The following is a 20,322-nucleotide window of genomic DNA, read 5'->3' as shown; positions in this document are numbered from 1 at the left end:
CGGTACTGGCGCGCCGGGCACCTCGTCCGGCACGCGCTGTCATCCCCACCCCTTAAGCCTCGTTCAGATGGCGAGGCCCTGCTCGTTGAACCTGTGAATGCGGGCCTTGTCGGCGGTCAGGTAGACGGTGTCGCCGGCTTTGGCCGGGAAGTTGCCGTCGCCGCGTGCCGTCATCTGGCCGATGCCCTCGACATCGACATGCAGGAAGGTGTCGGAACCGAGATGTTCGGCGACCACGACCTTGCCCTTCCACTCGCCGCTTTCCATCGAAAGCTGGATGTGTTCGGGGCGCACGCCGAGCGTCTGCGAGCCCTGCGGCACGAAATTCATCTTCGGCGAACCGATGAAGCCGGCGACGAAGAGGTTGCGCGGCTTGGAGTAGAGCTCCATCGGCGAGCCGACCTGCTCGATATTGCCGCGGTTCAGCACCACGATCTTGTCGGCCATGGTCATGGCTTCCACCTGGTCGTGGGTGACGTAGATCATCGTCGTCTTCAGCTGCTGGTGCAACTCGCTGATCTCGAGGCGCATGTTGACGCGCAGCGCCGCATCGAGGTTCGACAGCGGTTCGTCGAACAGGAAGGCCGAGGGCTGGCGCACGATGGCGCGGCCGATCGCGACACGCTGGCGCTGGCCGCCCGAGAGCGCGCGCGGCTTGCGGTCGAGATAGTCGGTGAGGTTGAGGACGCGGGCTGCGTCCGCCACCTTCTTGTCGATCTCGGGCTTCGCCATGCCCGCCATCTTCAGCGGGAAGGCGATGTTGCTGCGCACGCTCATATGCGGATAGAGCGCGTAGGACTGGAAGACCATGGCGAGCCGGCGTTCCGAAGGCGCGGTCTCGGTCGCGTCCTTGCCGTCGATGACGATCTTGCCGCCGCTGACATCCTCGAGGCCTGCGATCAGCCGCAGCAGCGTGGACTTGCCGCAGCCCGACGGGCCGACGAAGACGACGAACTCGCCGTCCTTGATCTCGAGGTCGATCGAAGGGATGACCTTGGCTTCGCCGAAGACCTTCGAAACTTTCTGAAGGGTAATGCTGCCCATGTTTCTCTCCCTTGTTTCTTATTTCACCGCGCCGAACGTCAGGCCGCGGACGAGTTGTTTCTGGCTGAACCAGCCGAGGATCAGGATCGGGGCGATTGCCATGGTCGATGCTGCCGAAAGCTTGGCGTAGAAAAGTCCTTCCGGGCTGGAATAGGAAGCGATGAACGTCGTCAGCGGCGCAGCCTTCGAGGCCGTGAGGTTGAGCGTCCAGAAGGCTTCGTTCCAGGACAGGATGATGTTGAGGAGCAACGTCGAGGCGATGCCCGGCACCGCCATCGGCGTCAGCACGTAGATGATTTCCTTGCTGAGCGAGGCGCCGTCCATGCGCGCCGCCTCAAGGATCTCGCCGGGAATTTCCTTGAAGTAGGTGTAAAGCATCCAGATGATGATCGGCAGGTTGATCAGCATCAGCACGACGACGAGGCCGAGGCGGCTGTCGAGCAGGCCGGTATTGCGGAAGAGCAGGTAGATCGGGATGAGCGCGCCGACCGGCGGCATCATCTTCGTCGACAGCATCCACATCAAGACGTCCTTGGTGCGCTTGGTCGGCGAGAACGCCATCGCCCAGGCGGACGGAACCGCGATCAGAAGCCCCAGCAGCGTCGAGCCGAAAGAGATGATCACCGAGTTCAGGAAGTGGCTGAAGTAGTTCGATCGGCTCTGCACCTCCGCGTAGTTCTCGGTCGTCCAGTGGAAGAACAGGAACTGCGGCGGCGATGCGATGGCGTCGGCTTCCGACTTGAAGCTGGTCAGGAAGGTCCACAGGATCGGGAAGAAGAGCACGATGCCGATGGTCCAGGCGATCGCCGTGACGATCACCTTGCGCTGGGTTGTGATCCGTCTGGCCATCTCAGGTCTCCAGGTTCTTGCCGACGATGCGGACGAGGAAGATAGCAACGATGTTGGCGAGGATGACCGCGATGATGCCGCCGGCCGAAGCGCCGCCGATATCGAACTGCAGCAAGGCCCTGTTGTAGACGAGATAGGTAAGGTTCGTACTGCTCGTCCCGGGGCCGCCGTTGGTGGTAACGAGGATTTCGGCGAAGACCGAGAGCAGGAAGATCGTCTCGATCAGGATGACGACGGTGATCGCCCGCGCCATGTGCGGCAGGATGATGTAGACGAACTGCGAGAAGAAGCCCGCACCATCCATCTCGGCCGCTTCCTTCTGCTCTTCCGACAGCGACTGCAGCGCGGTCAGGAGGATCAGCGTGGCGAACGGCAGCCACTGCCAGGCGACGATCAGGATGATCGAAAACAGCGGCGCGTTCGACAGCCAGTCGAGCGGCTGCAGGCCGAACAGCTTGGCGATATAGGCGAACAACCCGTTGACCGGGTTCATGAACATGTTCTTCCACACCAGCGCGGCGACCGTCGGCATGATGAAGAACGGCGCGATCACGAGGATGCGCACGATCCCCTGGCCGAACATGGGCTGGTCGAGCAGCAGCGCCAGCGCGATGCCGCCGACGATGGTGATCACAAGCACGCTCAAGACCAGAACGAGCGTATTGATCAACGCGTCGAAGAAGGCCGGGTCGGTGAGGAAGAAATGGTAATTGAGGAAGCCGACGAAGCGGTTGTCGCCCGGCATCAGCAGATTGTAGTCGATGAACGAGAAGTAGATCGTCATCACGAGCGGGACGATCATCCACGCGAAGAGCAGCAACACCGAGGGTGTCATCATCATGCGCGCCGCGGAGCGGGTGTGTAACGTTGCCATGGTTCACCGTCTTTTCTGAAAGCGGATGGCTGCAAGGCCCAGGGACAAAAAGGGCCGCCGATGCAATTCGGGCAACTCGGCGGCCTTAGGGGTGCGGAGTGCCGGGCACTCCGCCGTTCTCAGGAGGTTTACTTGATGTAACCAGCCTTGGTCATTTCGCGGGTCGTCAGCTGCTGTGCGCTCTGCAGGGCCTGATCGACGGAGATCTGGCCGGCAACGGCTGCCGAGAACTGCTGGCCGACGGCCGTACCGATGCCCTGGAATTCAGGGATCGCCACGAACTGACCACCGGTATAAGGCACCGCCTTGACGGTCGGCTTCTGCGTGTCGGCGGCCTTCATCGCGTCGAGCGTCTTGGCGGCGAACGGAGCGGCCTTCTGGTAATCCGCGTTTTCGTAGAGCGAGGTGCGCGTGCCCGGAGGAACGTTTGCCCAGCCTTCCTTGCTCGCGACCAGTTCGCCGTAAGCCTTGTCGGTCGCCCAGGCGACGAACTTCTGCGCGGCTTCAGCCTTGGTGGAGGTTGCCGGGATGGCAAGGTTCCACGACCACAGCCAGTTGCCGTGGTTCTTCATCTCGCCCTTGGTCGGGAACAGCGCGTAACCGACCTTGTCGGCGACAGTCGAGTCCTTCGGGTTGGAGACGAACGAAGCGGCGACCGTCGCGTCGATCCACATGCCGCACTTGCCGGTCTGGAAGAGCGCCAGGTTTTCGTTGAAGCCGTTCGAGGAGGCACCGGGAGGGCCGGCTTCCTTCATCAGGTTGACGTAGAAGCCGAGCGCTTCCTTCCATTCCGGGCTGTCGAACTGGGGCTTCCAGTTTTCGTCGAACCAGCGACCGCCGAAGGAGTTGTCGAGCGCGGTGAGGAACGCCATGTTCTCACCCCAGCCGGCCTTGCCGCGAAGGCACATGCCGTAGACTTCCTTGTCCTTGTCGGTGATCTTCTTCGCCGCGTCGGCGATGAAGTCCCAGGTCGGAGCGTCGGGCATCTTCAAACCGGCCTTTTCGAAGAGGTCGGTGCGATACATGATCATCGCGCTTTCGCCGTAGAACGGCACGGCGTAGAGCTTGCTGTCGACGGTCAGCGCTGCGCTGATCGCGGGCAGCAGGTCCTTGGCGTCATACTTGTCGCCGAGGTTTTCGAGCGGCAGAAGCCAGCCCTGCTTGGCCCAGATCGGCACTTCGTAGTTGCCGATCGTCAGAACGTCGTACTGGCCGCCCTTGGTCGCGATATCGGTCGTGACCTTCTGGCGCAGCACGTTTTCTTCGAGCGTTACCCACTCAAGATCGATGCCGGGGTTCTTTGCCTTGAAATCGTCCGTCAGCTTCTGCATGCGGACCATGTCACCGTTGTTGACGGTTGCGATCGTCAGCGTTTCGGCCGAAGCCGCGCCAGCAAAAGCCAATGCCGAGCAGGCGCCCAGCAGAAAAGTTTTAAATGTCATATCTTCCTCCCAGAAGATGTTAGCGAGCATTCGCTTTGCTCATGGGCAATTACTCATCCTGACGCAACAAATGTCAATCTCCATTCGTTGCTGCATGCGCGAAACATAGAGTTAAATATCTGATTTCAATAGGAATAAATTTTTGCTCAGGCTTTGAGCAAAAACTCGGCGGTCTCCTCGTCGGTGATCAGACCGTTGATCTGATGCCCCAGCGCCGCCGCCTTGATGGCCTTGAACTTGCGCTTGCCCTTGCCGATGCCGATGACCACGGACGAATCGCGCGAGGGGATCGGCGCCGATGCCACCCGCTCGTTGATCGGGTTGTCCAGAAGCCGGCCTTCACCATCGAAAATCCAGCCGCAGATCTCGCCGACGGCGCCATTGCGCATCAGCTCCATCATCTCGTCCTTTTCCAGGAAGCCATCGACACAGAGCGGTCCGTCGATCCCCAGTTCGCCGATGCCGACGAAGGTGACGTCCGCCTGCGCGCTCATGTCGAGCGTCGAGCGCACCAGCTGCTGCGCGTGCAGCGTCTCGCGCTCTTCTGCCGAGGTGACGAGGACCGGCAGCGGCATCGGAAAATGCCGTGCCTTCACGGCGTCGGCCATGCTGAAGATGACGTTGTAATAGGCCGCCGATCCATCAGGCGCGATGTTGCCGGTCAGCGACACGATCCGATGGTTGGGGCATTCGATCGCCGGCAGTTGATCGACCGCCGCCTTCAGCGTTCGGCCGGTGCCGACGGCCAGCACGATCGGATCGGTCCTCTTCAGCCAGCGCTCGATCTCGGCCGCCGCCGCCTCGGCAATACCGACGATCGCTGAGCTGGAACCCGGATCGCTCGGCACCACCTCGACATGCTTGAGGTCGAACTTCTTGCGCACGGCGTTGGCCAGTTCCAGGCAGGCGGCGATCGGGTGGTCGAGCCGGACCTTGATCAGCCGCTCGGCGACCGCCAGCGACACCAGCCGCTGCGCCGATTGCCGCGAAATCCCCATCGATGTCGCGATCTCGTCCTGCGTACGCCCGGCGACATAGTAGAGCCAGCCGGCGCGCGCCGCATCGTCCAGCCGTCCCTGTGTTTCAGGTCTTTTCACCATGTCAATCGTCACCGCGCAGGCTGGTCCGGGCAGGCCCGGAGGGATGTGGCTTTGAATCGTCTTTGCGCCAGATGAAAACAAAATTCCGGCAAATGTCGAGCGCCTTGCTCGAAAGCGACGACTATTTTCAACCATGGCGTCACCGGCGATTGCCACCGCGCCTTTTCGCCGCCATGTTTCGCAGCCAAGCCTCTTGCGGCCTGAACCGCTGCTGATGGCCTACGGCAATCGAGGGAAAAACCGTGCGTATTCTGCTGGTTGAAGATGACAAGATGATCGGCGGGGCCGTCCGCGACCATGTGATCGCCGCCAATCACGCGGTCGACTGGGTCCAGAACCTGGCCGATGCCGAAGCCGCCGCCCACCCGGTCGATTACGGTCTGATCCTGCTCGACCTGCAGCTGCCCGATGGCAGCGGCGTCGATTTCCTGCGCCAATTGCGCAAGAGCGACATGAAGGTGCCGGTCATCATCCTCACCGCCCGCGACCAGATTTCCGACCGCATCGAAGGGCTCAACGCCGGCGCCGACGACTATCTCGTCAAGCCGTTCAACCTTGGCGAGCTCGAGGCCCGCATCATGGCGGTGGCCCGCCGTTACGACGCCAATCCGCATCCGGTTCTGCGCATTTCCGATATCGAGATCGACCGCCCGCAACACAAGCTCTCGGTCGGCGGCGAGCCGATCATCCTCACCAGCCGCGAATGGGCGGTACTCGATCTCCTGACCGCCCGGCCCGGCGCCATCGTTCCCAAGGACCGCATCGAGGAAGCGCTCTACGCCTTCGGTTCGGAAATCGAGAGCAACACCGTCGAAGTCTATGTCAGCCGGCTGCGCAAGAAGATCGGCCGCGACCGCATCCGCACCGCCCGCGGCATCGGCTATACACTCGGATGACCATGAAACGCGAACGCAGCCTCACCCGTCCCCTCATCCTCGCGCTGACCACCGTGATGGTGGTGTTCTGGCTGGCCGCCATCGGCCTCAGCATACGCGTCATGCAGCACGAGTTCGACGAGATCTTCGACAGCGCCCAGCAGGAGACGACCGAGCGCCTGCTGGCGCTGATCCTCGACGACATGAACCAGCGGTCGAACACCGATCCCCGAAGCGTCGCCATGCTCGCCACCGCCGCCAGCCGCGAGTATCTGACCTACCAGGTGCGCGACAGCAGCGGCAAGATCGTGCTGCGCTCCAACGATGCGCCGGCCGAACCCTTCGACGCGCCGATCCGCACCGGCTTCCACGACACCGACGCCGCCCGCATCTATACCGAGGCGACCGCCGACGGCTCCCTCTTCCTGCAGGTCGCCGACCGTTTCAAAAACCGCCGCGAGGCCGTGCGCGAAAGTGCCGTCACGCTGCTCATTCCGCTGGTCATCCTGATACCGTTCAGCATCTTCGCGATCTGGTTCATCGTCGGGCGCGCGTTGCGGCCGATCGATGCGTTGCGCCGCGACATCGCCACCAAGGACAGCGGCAACATGGCCGAGGTCGAGAGCGGCGACATCCCGCGCGAGCTGAAACCCATCGCCCGCTCCGTCAACCTTCTGCTCGGCCGGCTGCGTTCGGCGCTTGAGGCCGAGCGCGAATTCACCGCCAACAGCGCCCACGAACTGCGCACCCCGATCGCCGGCGCGCTCGCCCAGACGCAGCGCCTTGCCGACGAGCTCCCCCCGGGACCGACGCAGACCCGCGCACGGCAGGTCGAAACATCGCTGGTCAACCTCGGGCGTCTCGCCGAGAAGCTCTTGCAGCTCGCACGCGCCGAAGCCGGCATCGGCGGCAGCGACACTTCCTCCGACCTGCGTCCGGTGCTCGACATGATCGTCGCCGATTTCGAGCGCGACAGCCGCTCGCAGGGGCGTGTGCACTATGACGCCGCCGAGGACACGACGCTGATCCGCAATGCCGACATGGACGCCTTCGGCATCGTCACCCGCAACCTCATCGAGAACGCCCTCGTCCACGGCGACAAGGACGGCCCGGTCAGCGTCAGCCTCGCCGACAACGGCGTGCTGCGCGTCATCAACGAGGGACCGGTGCTGCGTGAAATGGACATCGCGACGCTTAAGAAGCGTTTCCGCCGTGGCAAGACGTCGGCCTCGGGCTCCGGTCTCGGCCTTGCCATCGCCGACCGTATCGTCTCGCAGATGGGCGGCACGCTGGAGCTTCTGTCACCCGCCAGCGGCAGCGACAGCGGCTTCGAGGCGCGCATCACCCTGCCCGCCTGAAATGACGAACGGGGTTGCAAATCGCGATAGAGGGTGCGAGCAGACGCGCAAGACCAGGGAACAGACAGACCGAAATGATCATTTCATTCGACATCGGCGGCTCCGCCATCAAGGGCGGGATCGCCCATTCCGAAACCGACATCACGCCGCTCGGCCGTCGTCCGACGCCGAAGGACGACTTCAACGCCTTCGTTCAGACGCTGTGCGACATCATTACCGAAACAGGCGAGACGCCGAGCAGGCTTTCCTTCTCCATCGCCGGCGTCGTCGACCCCGACACCCAGGCGCTCACCTGCGCCAACATCCCCTGCATCCACGGCCGCAACCTCGCAGCCGATCTCGAGCGCGAGCTCGGCCTGCCGATCCTGATCGCCAATGATGCCGATTGCTTCGCCATCGCCGAAGCCGGCCTCGGCGCCGGTCGCGGCCACCGCATCGTGCTCGGCGCCATTCTCGGCACCGGCGTCGGCGGCGGCATCGTCGCGGATGGCCGCCTGATCAACGAGGCCGGCGGCTTTGCCGGCGAATGGGGCCACGGCCCGATCATGGCCACCCACGCCGGTCACCCGCCGGTGGAAATCCCGGCCTATCCCTGCGGCTGCGGCCAGAAGGGCTGCATCGACACCGTCGGCGGCGCCCGCGGCATGGAACGCCTGCACAAGACGCTGCACGACCTCGACCGGTCAAGCGAGGAGATCGTCACCGACTGGCTGAACGGCGAGCCGAATGCCACGCGCACCATCGACGTCTTCGTCGACCTCGTCGCCTCGCCGCTGGCGCTGACCATCAACATCACCGGCGCCACCATCGTCCCCGTCGGCGGCGGCCTCTCGTCCGTCGAGCCGCTGCTCGCCGAACTCGACAAGGCCGTGCGCCAGCGCATCCTCCGCAAATTCAACCGCCCGCTCGTGGTCCGCAGCCAGTGTCGGGTCGAGCCGGGGCTGATCGGCGCGGCGCTGCTGGGGCTGAAGGCGGAAGCGGAGAGCGTGGGTTAGCGGGGAGCAGCCGTTCCCTCGAAGCAACAAAACCCCTCCCCACAAGGGGGAGGGGCTAGCTAACCCGTGGCATCGTCCGCACCTGCTCTCGTAACGAGCGGCCGTGAGACGTTTCGGTTCGGCAAAAAGGGTGCGCCCAGCAAGCCCCTCCCCCTTGTGGGGAGGGGTTGGGGAGGGGACTTTTCACAAACTCTGAAGGAGCTGCATCAGGGACTGACCACAAACTCTGAAGAAACGTCAGCCCCCCAAAACAAGAACGGCGCGGTTCTCACCGCGCCGTCTGCGTTCTCATTCCGCCGCCATCGCCGGCGGAAGCCGATCATCCGCCTCGTTGCTGTTGGAATGCCCCTCCCCGCTCGCCTTCGTCTTCGGCTCCTTGCCGAAGAACAGCGCATAGGCCGCCGGCAGCACCAGGATCGTCAGCACCGTGGCAACCAAAATCCCGCCCATCATGGCGTAGGCGAGCGGGCCCCAGAAGACGCCGCGCGAGATCGGGATCAGCGCCAAAACGGCCGTCAGCGCCGTCAGCATGATCGGGCGGAAACGGCGCACGGCAGCGCCGACGATCGCTTCCTGCCGGTGCATGCCCGCCTTGATGTCCTGGTCGATCTGGTCGATCAGGATGATCGAGTTGCGGATGATGATGCCGAGCAGCGCGATGACGCCGAGGATCGCCACGAAGCCGAACGGTGCGCCCGAAATCAAGAGCGCGGCGGCCGCGCCGATGATCCCCAGTGGACCGGTCGCCAGCACCAGCATCGCCTTGCCGAAGTGCTGCAGCTGCGCCATCAAGAGAAGCACGATCACGACGAGCATGATCGGCGCCTTGGCGGCGATCGAGGCCTGGCTTTCGGCCGAATCCTCGGCACCACCCTGGATCTCCACCTTGTAGCCGGCCGGCAGGCTGTCGCGCAGGCCCTGCATCTCGGCATACATCTTCATCACGACGTCGTTGGACTGCACGCCATCAGGCAGCGTGGCGCGCACGCTGATCGTCGGCAGGCGGTCGCGGCGCCATTCGATCCCCTGCTCGAGAACCGGCACGACCTTGGCAATCTGCGAGACCGGCACGAAGCCGCCGAAGTCGGTCGGCACATAGACCGAGTTGACCGCCGACAGCAGCGAGCGGTTCTGGTCTGGCTCGCGGGCGACGATCGACACCGTCTCCTCGCCATCGCGGAAATCATCGAGCGGCGCGCCGGACATGGCGGTCTGCAGCATCTGGCGGACGCGTTGCGAGGTGACGCCGAGCGCACGAGCGCGATCCTGGTCGATGACCAGCTTCATTTCAGGCACCTGCTCCAGCCAGTCGTCATGGATGGCGCCGAGCAGCGGATTGGCCTGGAATTTCGCCTTCACCTCGTCGGCGATCCTGCGAACTTCCTGACGATCCGGACCCATGACGCGCATCTGCACCGGCCAGCCGGTCGGCGGACCAAGGAACAGGCGATCGACCTTGCCCCTGATGTCGGGGAAGTCTTCAGCAAGGATGCCGCGCAGCTTTACGATCAGCCGTTCGCGGGCCGGCTCGTCGTTCGCCATGATCAGAAGCTGTGCGAAGTTCGGGTTCGGAAGCTGCTGGTCGAGCGGCAGGAAGAAGCGCGGCGCGCCCTCGCCGATATAGGTGGCGACGAACTTCTTATCCTTGTCGTCCATGATCTTGGCTTCGAGCGCCTTCGATTGCGTCTCGACGTCCTTGATGCTGGTACCTTCAGGGAGCCAGAGATCGACGAGGATCTCCGGACGCGAGGACTGCGGGAAGAAGTTCTGCGGAATGAACTGGAAGGCCCAGAGGCTGGTGACGAAGGTCACGAGCGTCATCGCGACCACGATGATGCGGTGGCGAACGGCCCAGCCCACCGTTGCCCTGAGGCGATGGTAGAAGCGCGTGTCGAAGGCGTCGTGATGATCGCCGCCGGCGTGATGGCGCTGCTTCAGGATCATGTAGCCGAGCCACGGCGTGAAATAGACCGCGACGAACCACGAGACGACGAGCGCGATGCCGACGACGTAGAACAGCGTGCGGACATATTCGCCGGCGGTCGATTCCGCAAAGCCGACAGGGATGAAGCCGGCGGTGGTGATGAGCGTACCCGTCAGCATCGGGAAAGCGGTCGAGGAATAGGCGAAACTCGCCGCCTCGATCTTCACCAGCCCTTCCTCGAGCTTCCGCTCCATCAGTTCGACGACGATCATCGCATCGTCGACGAGGAGCCCGAGCGCGATGATCAGGGCACCCAGCGAAATACGCTGCAGGTCTATGCCGAGCTCGTACATGATGGCGAAGGTGGCGGCCAGCACCAGCGGAATGGCGATGGCGATGACGAGGCCCGAACGCCAGCCGATCGACAGGAACGAGACGATCAGAACGATGACCAACGCTTCGCCGAGCGCATGCATGAACTCGCTCACCGCGTCGGTGACGACATCGGGCTGGTTGGAAATCTGGTCGACGGCCACACCGTAGGGCAGCGATTCCTCGAAATGCTTGTAGGTCGCCTCGACATCCTTGCCGACATCGGTGACCTTGTAGCCCTTGGCCATGACGACGCCGACCTGGACGCTCTCGTGGCCGTTGAAGCGGTATTTCTTCTGGTAGGGGTCTTCGAGACCGGAATAGACGGTGGCGATATCGCCGAGGCGCGTCACCTGGTTGCCGGCCTTGAGCCGGAGCTCGCGGATATCCTCCGCCCGCGTCACGTCGCCTTCGACGGCGATGCGCACCGAGCGCGTGCCGGTATCGACAGAGCCCGCCGGATCGACGCTGTTCTGCCCCTTGATGGCGTTCTGCAGGTCGACGATCGTCAGTCCGCGCTCGGCGAGCGCCTTGGAGGAGACGTCGATGTAGATCTTCTCCGGCTGGTCGCCGATGATCACGGCCTTCTCGACACCCGGCGTCGTCAAGAGCATGTCGCGCGCCTGGATCGCGAACTTCTTCAGCTCGGGATAGCTGTAGCCATCGCCGCTGATCGAGTGCAGCGTGATGAAGGTATCGCCGAACTCGTCGTTGAAATAGGGGCCGAGCAGGCCCTCCGGCAATTCCCGTGAGATATCGCCCACCTTCTTGCGCACCTGGTAGAAGGCGTCGGCAACCTGCGCGGCGTTGGTATCGCCCTTGACCTGCAGCGTGATGACGGCGGAACCGGCGCGCGTATAGGACTTCACCCAGTCGATATGCGGGGTTTCCTGCAGCTTGCGCTCGATCTTGTTGACCACCTGGTCTTCCATCTCCTGGATGGACGAGCCCGGCCACACCGCCTGCACGACCATGACGCGGAAGGTGAAGTCGGGATCTTCCTTCTGGCCCATGCGCATCAGCCCGAGCACGCCGGTGATCAGGATGAGCCCGAACAGGAAGCGCGCTATGCTCGGATGGCCGATCGCCCAGCGCGACAGGTTGAAGGGCTTCTTCTCGGTGTTGGAGTTGTCCATTGTCCCGTTCCCTCTCCTGATCGCTTAGCGAACGACGTCGCCGCTCTCGGCTGCAGTTTCGGCGGATGCCGACTGCTGGCCCGGCAGCTTGACCTTGAGATTGTCGGTCATGAACTGCGTGCCGGCGGCAACAACGAGATCGCCGGTCTTCAGGCCGTCGGAGACGTTGACGCCATCGCCGGTGAAGTCGGCCACCGTGACGTCGCGCGGATGCACCGTCTGCTGGCCGCGATCGACCACCCAGACGATCTTCCTGCCGTCCTTCTCAGCCAACGCCGACAAGGGGATGGACACGTTGGTATTGGCGTTGCTGACATCTGCCTCGATGGTCGCCGTCATGCCGAGCAGCACGCGGTCGTCGTTCGGCAGGCTGACGCGGACCGCAAAGGTGCGCGACTGCGCATCGGCGCTGCCGGAGACTTCGCGAACCTTGCCGTCGAGCACCAGTTTGCTCGCGGACCAGAAGCTCGCCTTCACCGTCTTGCCCGGCTTGAATTCGGCGATGTCGTTCTCCGGCACCGCGATCTGCACTTCCTTCTCGCCGTCGAGCGCAACGGTCGCGACCGGCGTTCCGGCGGCGACCACGGTGCCGACATCGGCGCTGATCGCCGTCACGATGCCGCTCTGGTCGGCCTTGAGCTCTGCATAGCTCACCTGGTTTTTTGCCTGATCGAGCGAAGACGCCGCCGCGTCTCGGGTCGAGACCGCCTGGTCGTAGCTCAGCGACGCCTGCTCGAGCTGCGACTTGGCGGTGACGCTCTTGTCGAACAGCTGCTGGGCGCGCTTGTTGGCGAGATCGGCGGTGCCGACGCCCTTTTCGGCGGCGGCGAGATTGGCCTCGGCCGTCTTCGTCGCAAGTTCGTAGTCGGTGGCGTCGATGCGCGCGATCAGGTCGCCGGGCTGCAGCCGGTCGCCGATATTGACGCGGCGTTCGGTGATCTTGCCGGCCACGCGGAAGCCTAAATTCATCTCCACGCGCGCCTTGACCGCGCCGGAATAGTCGAGCGACCTGGCGTCGCCGGCCTTGGCGATCTCGACCACCTTGACGGGCCGCAGGATCTCCCTGGTCTCCGCCTTCTTCTCCTCGCTGCAGCCGGAAACGGCGAGCGAGACGGCGCCGAGGAGCGCGAAACTGACAACGGACGGCAACTTGACTGTCTTCAGCGAAATCATCTTTCGCACTCCTGAAATGGTTATGTTTGTTGATGTGCCCGGCGGTCTGGCGCCAGGCTTATTTCTTCAGCGCGCGGATCGAGAAATCGATCAGCTCGTCCACCGTCGCGCGGTTGGTCTTGGCAAGACATTGCGCCACCATGATCGGGTGGCAGAGGTTGACCGTCGCCGAGCCGAAGCAGCGCGACGCCACGGCCGGATCCTGATCGACGAACTCGCCGGCCTCGATACCCTCTCGGATCACCTCGGCCAGAAGATCGTGAATGCTGTCGACATGCGCTTCGATGACATGCCAGTCGCGCTCGATGGCGACGACCACCATCTCGTGCACCTTCTCCTGGTCCAGCATGGTCTCGACGGTCATCTGGTATTGCGCGCGCACGAACCGGCTGAGCCGCTCGGAAGCGCTGAGCGGCATATGGCAGATGTCATAGGCCTGCCGGTAGCTGGCGGCGAGCATGCGGCCGCAGATCGCCTGGTGGATCTCGATCTTGGAGGAAAAGAAGCGGTAGACGTTGGCCGGCGACATGCCGAGATCGCGGGCGATATCGGCGACCGTCGTCTTCGAATAGCCGTAGTGGCGAAACAGCCGTTCCGCCGCATCGAGAATGCGGGTGACATTCTCCTGGCGCGTGGCTTCGAGGGTATTTTCGACGCTGTCGTTCATGTCTTTTGCCATCTCGACTTACGAATGACGATTTTTGAATTTCGTCAGTCGTAAAACATCAGTCGACAGAAGTCAATCTTTTGCGGTGCGGGAGAAGAGGTGGTTTTATGAAAGGTCGCGTCATTCAGCCTGGGGCCAAGACCCCTCCCCAACCCCTCCCCACAAGGGGGAGGGGCTTGCTGGGGGCGACGTTCTCACCAGAGACAGGAACCGTTCAACAGGCGCTTACGAAAGATTGGGGCAGGCACAATGCCACGCGTTAGCCCCTCCCCCTTGTGGGGAGGGGTTGGGGAGGGGTTTTCACCACAACTACACCCACGAACAAAAAATGCCGCGGCGCATCGCGCCGCGGCATCGTAGACATCATTGATCGCCCGTTCAGGCGAGCTGCGCATCCAGCGTGATCGGCACGGCCGACAATGCCTTGGAAATCGGGCAACCGGCCTTCGCCTTGTTCGCCAGTTCGATGAAGGTCTTTTCATCGGCATTGGGAACCGTGCCGCGCAGCGTCAGGTGGATTGCCGTGACGGCAAAGCCCCCCTCGACGCTTTCGAGCGTCACCTTGGCGGTCGTTTCCATGTTGGTGGCGGTGAAGCCGGCATCGCCGAGGATAAGCGAGAGCGCCATGGTGAAGCAGCCGGCATGCGCCGCGCCGATCAGTTCTTCCGGATTGGTGCCCGGAAGCCCCTCGAAGCGGCTGGCGAAACCGTAGGGATAGGATTTGAGCGCGCCGCTCTGCGTCGAGATCTGCCCCTTGCCGTCCTTGATGCCGCCCGACCATTGTGCGGAACCTGTGCGATTGATCTGCATGCCGTTCTCCTGTTGGATTGAGTGTCTTTCCAGCGCAGCGGACTTGCCACGTCGTCCCGTCAAGAGGCGCGATCGGCCCCTCCGTGGCAGGATATAATCCTCTAACGCAGGAAGGCGACACTCCTGCGAAATTTGATTGGCCGCCGATGCAGGAACCATCCCCGCCCTCGAACATTTGGCCTTCACCAGGACGGGAGAAATCGATGATGGAACTCAGCGACAAGATCGCGCTGGTCACCGGCGCCGGCTCGGGCATCGGCAAGGCCACCGCATTGGCCCTTGCGGCCGAAGGCGCCAAGGTCGCGGTGCTCAGCCGCACCGAAAGCGAGATCAACGCCACCCGCGACGAGATCCGTGACAACGGCGGCGAGGCGATCGCGCTCACCGCCGACACCAGCGACGAGGCGCAGATGCGATCAGCCGTCGAGACGCTGACACGGACATTCGGCGGCCTCGATATCGTCGTCGCCAATGCCGGCATCAACGGCGTCTGGGCGCCGATCGACGACCTCAAGCCGGAGGAGTGGGACAAGACCATGGCGGTCAACCTGCGCGGCACCTATCTGACGCTGCACCTCACGGTGCCGCATCTGAAGGCCGGTGGCGGCGGCTCGATCATCGTCGTCTCCTCGATCAACGGCACCCGCACCTTCACCACGCCTGGCGCCACCGCCTACACCGCGACCAAGGCTGGTCAGGTGGCGATGGTCCAGCAGCTCGCGCTCGAACTCGGCAAGCACCGTATCCGGGTCAATGCAGTGTGCCCCGGCGCGATCGACACCAGCATCGATGACAACACCGACCAGCGCAACAAATCGGAAAGCGAAGTTCCTGTGATCTGGCCGGAGGGCGAGATCCCCATCACCCATGGCAAGGCCGGGCGCAGCGAGGATGTCGCGGAGACCATCCTGTTCCTGGCCACCGACCGCTCGCGTCACATCACCGGCACACCCGTCTGGATCGACGGCGGACAGGGGCTTTTGCGCTAGGCAATTCCAGGAAAAGTGTGAGGCGGTTTTTCGTCCGGAATTGCGCCGATCACCTCTGCATCCGCGCCGTGTCGAGCGTATAGAGTTCCTGCGCCTGCTTCACGCCGCGTAACGCGTAGCGCCCGATACAGGCAAGACCGGCGCGATCGTCCTGCGGAAGAGCCGCCGCGAAGTCCGACGACATCAGCACGTTGAAATCCACCGACCGGCACATCGAGGCGATACGGCTGACCTCGTTGACGGCGGGACCGATGACGGTGAAGTCCAGCCGCTCCTGGCTGCCGATATTGCCGTAGAAGACGTCGCCGATATGCAGGCCGATATAGACATCGGTCGTTGGCCGCTCCTCCAGCGCCCGCGCATCGTTGAGCGTCACCAGCCTGTCGTGTAGCAGCCGCTCGGCCCGCAGCGCCGCCGAGCACGCATCCGCCCGCGCATCGGCCTTGAAGATCGCCAGCACACCGTCGCCGATCAGCTTCAGCACGTTGCCGCCCGCCTCGTGTACCGCCGAGATCACCAGATCGCTGTAGTCGTTCAGCATCGGCATGATCTCTTCGGGCGGAGCGCTGTCGGAGATCTTCGTGTAGTTCACGAGATCCGAAAACCAGAGCACGGCGGAAATCCGTTCCGACTTGCCCCGACTGATCTTGCCCTCCAGCACCTGCCGCGCCGCGTCCTCGCCAAGATAGACTTCCGCGATCGTGCGGGCGATGCGGCCGAGCGCGATGCACTTGATCGCCAGTGCCAGAACGGGCACCAGCTTGCGCAGGATCATCATGTGATGATCCGTGAAACCTTCGGCATGCCGCGTCGTGAAGTGCGAGAAGAAGCAGTCCATCTCGCCGATCGTGCCGGCCCTTTCGAAGCGGTGCACCATGGCGACAAAATCCATATGCCCGTCCTCACGCATCTTCTCGAGCATCGAGAAATCGGCCGGATCGCCGAAGCCGATCCGGCGGCGCACTTCGTTTTCCTGGCCTGCCCAGAGATAGTAGAAGGCCGACCGCTGCCAGTTCTCCAGCGAATTTCCCTCGCCACCCGTCGGGCCGTATTCGAATTCGGTCTCGATCTCTTCCAGGCTGTCCCAGCGGAACGCGCGGCCCTCATGAACGGGGTGCAGCGTGTCCATCAGCGCCATGCCGCGATCGAGCGGCAGCCCGAACTCACGGCAGATGTTGCAGAAGCCGGTCAGCAGTTCGGATTCGGAGGCGCCCTTGAGGCCCTGCTCCGTAAGCCATGCCGCAACCGTTCCGATGTCACTCTTTTCCATGCCGCATATCCCTAGCCAAGCCGACATCTATCCCGATTTTGCCGATGAGGAAATCCGGAGGAGGCCAGCCATATCAGCCATATACCGCTGCGCGGCAAAAAATCACCAGGGTGAGAGCATCCTGCTCTGGAACGCCTCGTCGTTTACGTTTACGAAGAACGTCAAATCGCTTTGGGAGGAGCAGCCGTGTCGGAAGATGCGCTTTACGAAATTCGCGACGACCGCTTTCGCAGCCTGATTGCCGGCAGCGCCCGGCTGGAGGAACTTTATTCGGGCTGCCGCTGGGCCGAAGGGCCGGTGTGGTTCTCCGATCTCGACTGCCTGATCTGGAGCGATATTCCCAATGAACGGATGATGCGCTGGGTGCCAGATGGCAGCGTCTCGGTGTTCCGGTCCCCTTCGAACTACGTCAACGGCAACACCCGCGACCGCCAAGGGCGCCTCGTCTCCTGCGAGCACGGCGGGCGCCGTGTCACCCGCACCGAATTCGACGGCCGCATCACGGTGCTGGCCGACAGTTACAAGGGCAAGCGCCTGAATTCGCCGAACGACGTCGTCGTCAGGTCCGACGGTTCGATCTGGTTCACCGATCCGAGCTACGGCATCATGTCCGACTACGAGGGCCACAAGGCGGAGCCGGAACAGGAAACCCGCAACGTCTACCGTATCGATGCCGCCACCGGCGAGATCGAGGCCGTGGCCACCGATTTCATCCAGCCGAACGGCCTTGCCTTCTCACCCGACGAGAAGCAGCTCTACATCGCCGATTCCGGCTCCGCGAACCATGAGGTGCCGAGCCATATCCGCGTCTTCGACGTGGTCGACGGCAGGACGCTGAAGAACAGCCGCTACTTCTGCTCGATCGACAACGGCAATCCCGACGGCTTCCGCTTCGACGTTGACGGCAACCTCTGGAGCAGCGCCGCCGACGGCGTCCACTGCTTTGCGCCCGACGGCACGCTGCTCGGCAAGATCAGGGTGCCGCAGACCGTGTCCAACATCGTCTTCGGCGGCCCGAAGAAGAACCGCCTGTTCATGACCGCGACGCAGTCGGTCTATTCGATCTACACCACCACCAACGGCGCTCAATACCCCTGAGTACCGCGCCTAAGCCCTGGCATCCGTCCGCGGCGGACGATCCGTCCGGATCCTTCGCCGGCAAACAAAACCATAGAAATCACATTTTCAAGGGAGCCTGAGATGCGTTCCGTCGTCTCCTTCAACGAAACCTGGAGCTTCCACGAGGGCTTCGAGCCCCGGCTGCTGGAGGCCTTCGACGGCCGCACGACGGTCAGCCTGCCGCACAATGCCGTCGAGCTGCCCTTCAACTATTTCGACGAGACCAGCTACCAGCGTGCCTTCACCTACCAGAAGCTCTTGCGCTGGATGCCGGAGTTCGAGGGCCGCGAGGTCTCCTTCGTCTTCGACGCCGCCATGGCGGACGCCGTGGTCTATCTGAACGGCGAGGAAATCATCGCCCACAAGGACGGCTACACCCCCTTCGAGGCGCGCTTCACAGATAAGCTCGTCAAGGGCGACAACCTGATCACCGTCAGGATCGACGGCAGCGAGAATCCCGAGATCCCGCCGTTCGGCGGCGCCATCGACTACCTGACCTATGCCGGGATCTATCGCGACGTCTGGCTGAAGGTCACCGACCCCGTCTCTATCCGCAATCTGAAGATCGAGACATCGGATGTACTGGACGAGGAGAAGACCGCAAGCGTCCGCGTCACCCTCTCCAACCCCGCCAACCTGACCTTCCTCGGCAGCGTCTACGCATCACTTACCGACGCTACCGGCGGCGTGATCGCCACCGCGACGGCCGAGACAACACGCGAGGACGTGACCCTCACCTTCGACCGGCTGACCGACATCGCGCTCTGGGACATCACCGATCCCGCACTCTACGAGATCACCGTCGAGTTGAAGACCAGCTACGGCTCCGACCGGCTCTCCTCCCGCTTCGGCTTCCGCACCGCCGAATTCACGCCGTCGGGCTTCCTCCTGAACGGCCGGCCGCTGAAGCTGCGCGGACTCAACCGTCACCAGTCCTTCCCCTATGTCGGTTACGCCGCCGGCCGCTCGGCGCAGGAACGCGATGCCGAGATCATGAAGTCGGTGCTGAAGTGCAACATCGTGCGCACCTCGCACTACCCGCAATCGAAGTGGTTCCTCGACCGATGCGACGAGATCGGGCTGCTTGTCTTCGAGGAAATCCCCGGCTGGCAGCATATCGGCGGCGAGGAATGGCAGCAGGAATCGATCCGCAATGTCCGCCGCATGATCGAGCGCGACTGGAACCACCCCTCGATCATTATCTGGGGCGTGCGCATCAACGAATCCCAGGACAGCCACGATTTCTACGCGGAGACCAACCGCCTCGCCCGCGAGCTCGACATCACCCGCCAGACCGGCGGCGTCCGCTACATTACCGACAGCGAGATGCTGGAAGACGTCTACACGATGAACGACTTCATCCTCGGTAACGAGGAGCTGCCCGGCGTCAACCGCCCGCGCACGCCGCTGCGCCCGCAAGAGGAGAGCACCGGCCTCCAGCATAAAGTGCCCTACATGATCACCGAATTCGGCGGTCACATGTATCCGACGAAGATCTACGACCAGGAGGCCCGGCAGGCAGAACATGTCCGCCGTCATCTTGAGGTGCTGAACGCCGCCTATGGCGACCCCGACATATCGGGTGCCATCGGCTGGTGCATGTTCGACTACAACACCCACAAGGATTTCGGTTCCGGCGACCGCATCTGCTACCACGGCGTCATGGACATCTTCCGCGAGCCGAAGTTCGCGGCCTATGTCTATGCCAGCCAGTGCGACCCCTCCGACGAGGTGGTGATGAAGCCGGTGACCTTCTGGGCGCGCGGCGAGCGCAACATCGGCGGCGTGCTGCCGCTGATCGTGCTCACCAACTGCGACGAGGTCGAGCTGGTCTGCGGTTCCGTCGCCAAGCGCGTCGGTCCCGATTACGAGAACTTCCCGCACCTTCCGCACCCGCCGGTGGTCTTCGACCACAGGCATTTCACCGCCGACGAACTCGGCAGCTGGGGCATGATGTGGATCGACGGCAGCTTCACCGGTTATATCGGCGGTGAGCCGGTTACGCGCATGCGGATGGTCGCCGACCCGCTGCCGACCACGCTCGAGGTCGTCGCCGACGCCACCACGCTGAAGGCGCGCGACCGCGACAGCACCCGCGTCATCATCCGCGCGCTCGACCAGGAAGGCCACCGCCTGCCGTTCTTGAACGACAGCGTTACGCTGCGCGTCGAAGGCCCAGCCAAGATCGTCGGCCCCGTGTCCGTACCCCTGCAGGGCGGCACCGCCGGCTTCTGGCTGGAAGCGACGGGACTGCGCGGCGACATCACCGTCGAGGTCTCATCCAGCCGTTTCGCGCCGGTCAGGCTGCAGGTCAGCGCCGGCTGA

Annotated in this window: 16 protein-coding genes; 6 read left to right on the top strand and 10 right to left on the bottom strand. The window is 63.3% G+C overall.

Features of this window, described 5'->3' with window-relative positions; translation table 11 throughout:
* Nucleotides 1–63: 63 nt before the first annotated feature.
* From QTL95_RS07025 to QTL95_RS07005, 5 genes are all read right to left on the bottom strand, one after another.
* Nucleotides 64–1,044 carry an ABC transporter ATP-binding protein gene (locus tag QTL95_RS07025; protein WP_289719265.1) on the bottom strand — a complete coding sequence of 327 codons (981 nt, stop codon included), beginning with the start codon at nucleotides 1,042–1,044 and terminating at the stop codon, nucleotides 64–66.
* Between the two features lie 18 nt (nucleotides 1,045–1,062).
* Nucleotides 1,063–1,893, bottom strand: coding sequence for a carbohydrate ABC transporter permease (locus QTL95_RS07020; protein ID WP_037179537.1), 831 nt, complete (start codon nucleotides 1,891–1,893; stop codon nucleotides 1,063–1,065).
* A gap of 1 nt (nucleotide 1,894) precedes the next feature.
* The gene (locus QTL95_RS07015; RefSeq protein ID WP_289719264.1) at nucleotides 1,895–2,767 is read right to left on the bottom strand and encodes a carbohydrate ABC transporter permease; all 873 of its coding nucleotides are present in this window, start codon (nucleotides 2,765–2,767) and stop codon (nucleotides 1,895–1,897) included.
* A gap of 128 nt (nucleotides 2,768–2,895) precedes the next feature.
* The gene (locus QTL95_RS07010; protein ID WP_289719263.1) at nucleotides 2,896–4,209 is read right to left on the bottom strand and encodes an ABC transporter substrate-binding protein; all 1,314 of its coding nucleotides are present in this window, start codon (nucleotides 4,207–4,209) and stop codon (nucleotides 2,896–2,898) included.
* A gap of 146 nt (nucleotides 4,210–4,355) precedes the next feature.
* Nucleotides 4,356–5,309 (bottom strand): sugar-binding transcriptional regulator, encoded by a 954-nt coding sequence (locus QTL95_RS07005; RefSeq protein WP_289719262.1) that lies wholly within the window; start codon nucleotides 5,307–5,309, stop codon nucleotides 4,356–4,358.
* 242 nt (nucleotides 5,310–5,551) lie between these two features.
* On the opposite strand from QTL95_RS07005, the gene QTL95_RS07000 reads away from it, so the two are divergent.
* The 3 genes from QTL95_RS07000 (at nucleotide 5,552) to QTL95_RS06990 (ending at nucleotide 8,537) form a co-directional block, all read left to right on the top strand.
* A complete protein-coding gene (locus QTL95_RS07000) occupies nucleotides 5,552–6,205 on the top strand; it encodes a response regulator (RefSeq protein ID WP_289719261.1) in 654 nt (217 codons plus the stop codon).
* Between the two features lie 2 nt (nucleotides 6,206–6,207).
* Nucleotides 6,208–7,542, top strand: coding sequence for a sensor histidine kinase (locus tag QTL95_RS06995; RefSeq protein ID WP_289719260.1), 1,335 nt, complete (start codon nucleotides 6,208–6,210; stop codon nucleotides 7,540–7,542).
* 74 nt (nucleotides 7,543–7,616) lie between these two features.
* Nucleotides 7,617–8,537 carry an ROK family protein gene (locus QTL95_RS06990; protein ID WP_289719259.1) on the top strand — a complete coding sequence of 307 codons (921 nt, stop codon included), beginning with the start codon at nucleotides 7,617–7,619 and terminating at the stop codon, nucleotides 8,535–8,537.
* Between the two features lie 288 nt (nucleotides 8,538–8,825).
* On the opposite strand, the gene QTL95_RS06985 is transcribed toward QTL95_RS06990, so the two are convergent.
* From QTL95_RS06985 to QTL95_RS06970, 4 genes are all read right to left on the bottom strand, one after another.
* Nucleotides 8,826–11,969, bottom strand: coding sequence for an efflux RND transporter permease subunit (locus QTL95_RS06985; protein ID WP_289719258.1), 3,144 nt, complete (start codon nucleotides 11,967–11,969; stop codon nucleotides 8,826–8,828).
* A gap of 24 nt (nucleotides 11,970–11,993) precedes the next feature.
* A complete protein-coding gene (locus tag QTL95_RS06980; RefSeq protein WP_289719257.1) occupies nucleotides 11,994–13,142 on the bottom strand; it encodes an efflux RND transporter periplasmic adaptor subunit in 1,149 nt (382 codons plus the stop codon).
* 58 nt (nucleotides 13,143–13,200) lie between these two features.
* On the bottom strand, nucleotides 13,201–13,809 hold the full coding sequence (locus QTL95_RS06975; protein ID WP_289719256.1) for a TetR family transcriptional regulator: 609 nt from the start codon (nucleotides 13,807–13,809) through the stop codon (nucleotides 13,201–13,203).
* A gap of 378 nt (nucleotides 13,810–14,187) precedes the next feature.
* Nucleotides 14,188–14,619: an OsmC family protein gene (locus QTL95_RS06970; protein WP_289719255.1), complete on the bottom strand. Its 432-nt coding sequence runs from the start codon at nucleotides 14,617–14,619 to the stop codon at nucleotides 14,188–14,190.
* 206 nt (nucleotides 14,620–14,825) lie between these two features.
* On the opposite strand from QTL95_RS06970, the gene QTL95_RS06965 reads away from it, so the two are divergent.
* Nucleotides 14,826–15,608, top strand: a complete 783-nt coding sequence (locus tag QTL95_RS06965; protein ID WP_289719579.1) for an SDR family oxidoreductase — start codon at nucleotides 14,826–14,828, stop codon at nucleotides 15,606–15,608.
* 49 nt (nucleotides 15,609–15,657) lie between these two features.
* On the opposite strand, the gene QTL95_RS06960 is transcribed toward QTL95_RS06965, so the two are convergent.
* Nucleotides 15,658–16,878, bottom strand: a complete 1,221-nt coding sequence (locus QTL95_RS06960) for an adenylate/guanylate cyclase domain-containing protein (RefSeq protein WP_289719254.1) — start codon at nucleotides 16,876–16,878, stop codon at nucleotides 15,658–15,660.
* Between the two features lie 186 nt (nucleotides 16,879–17,064).
* Between QTL95_RS06960 and QTL95_RS06955 the strand changes: the two genes are divergently transcribed.
* Nucleotides 17,065–17,976: an SMP-30/gluconolactonase/LRE family protein gene (locus tag QTL95_RS06955; protein ID WP_289719253.1), complete on the top strand. Its 912-nt coding sequence runs from the start codon at nucleotides 17,065–17,067 to the stop codon at nucleotides 17,974–17,976.
* A gap of 102 nt (nucleotides 17,977–18,078) precedes the next feature.
* Nucleotides 18,079–20,322 carry a glycoside hydrolase family 2 protein gene (locus QTL95_RS06950; RefSeq protein WP_289719252.1) on the top strand — a complete coding sequence of 748 codons (2,244 nt, stop codon included), beginning with the start codon at nucleotides 18,079–18,081 and terminating at the stop codon, nucleotides 20,320–20,322.

The organism is Rhizobium sp. S152 (assembly GCF_030380735.1).
Lineage (GTDB): Bacteria > Pseudomonadota > Alphaproteobacteria > Rhizobiales > Rhizobiaceae > Rhizobium.
Note: the sequence above shows the minus strand (reverse complement) of the source record. Positions and strands in the feature narration are given on the sequence as shown.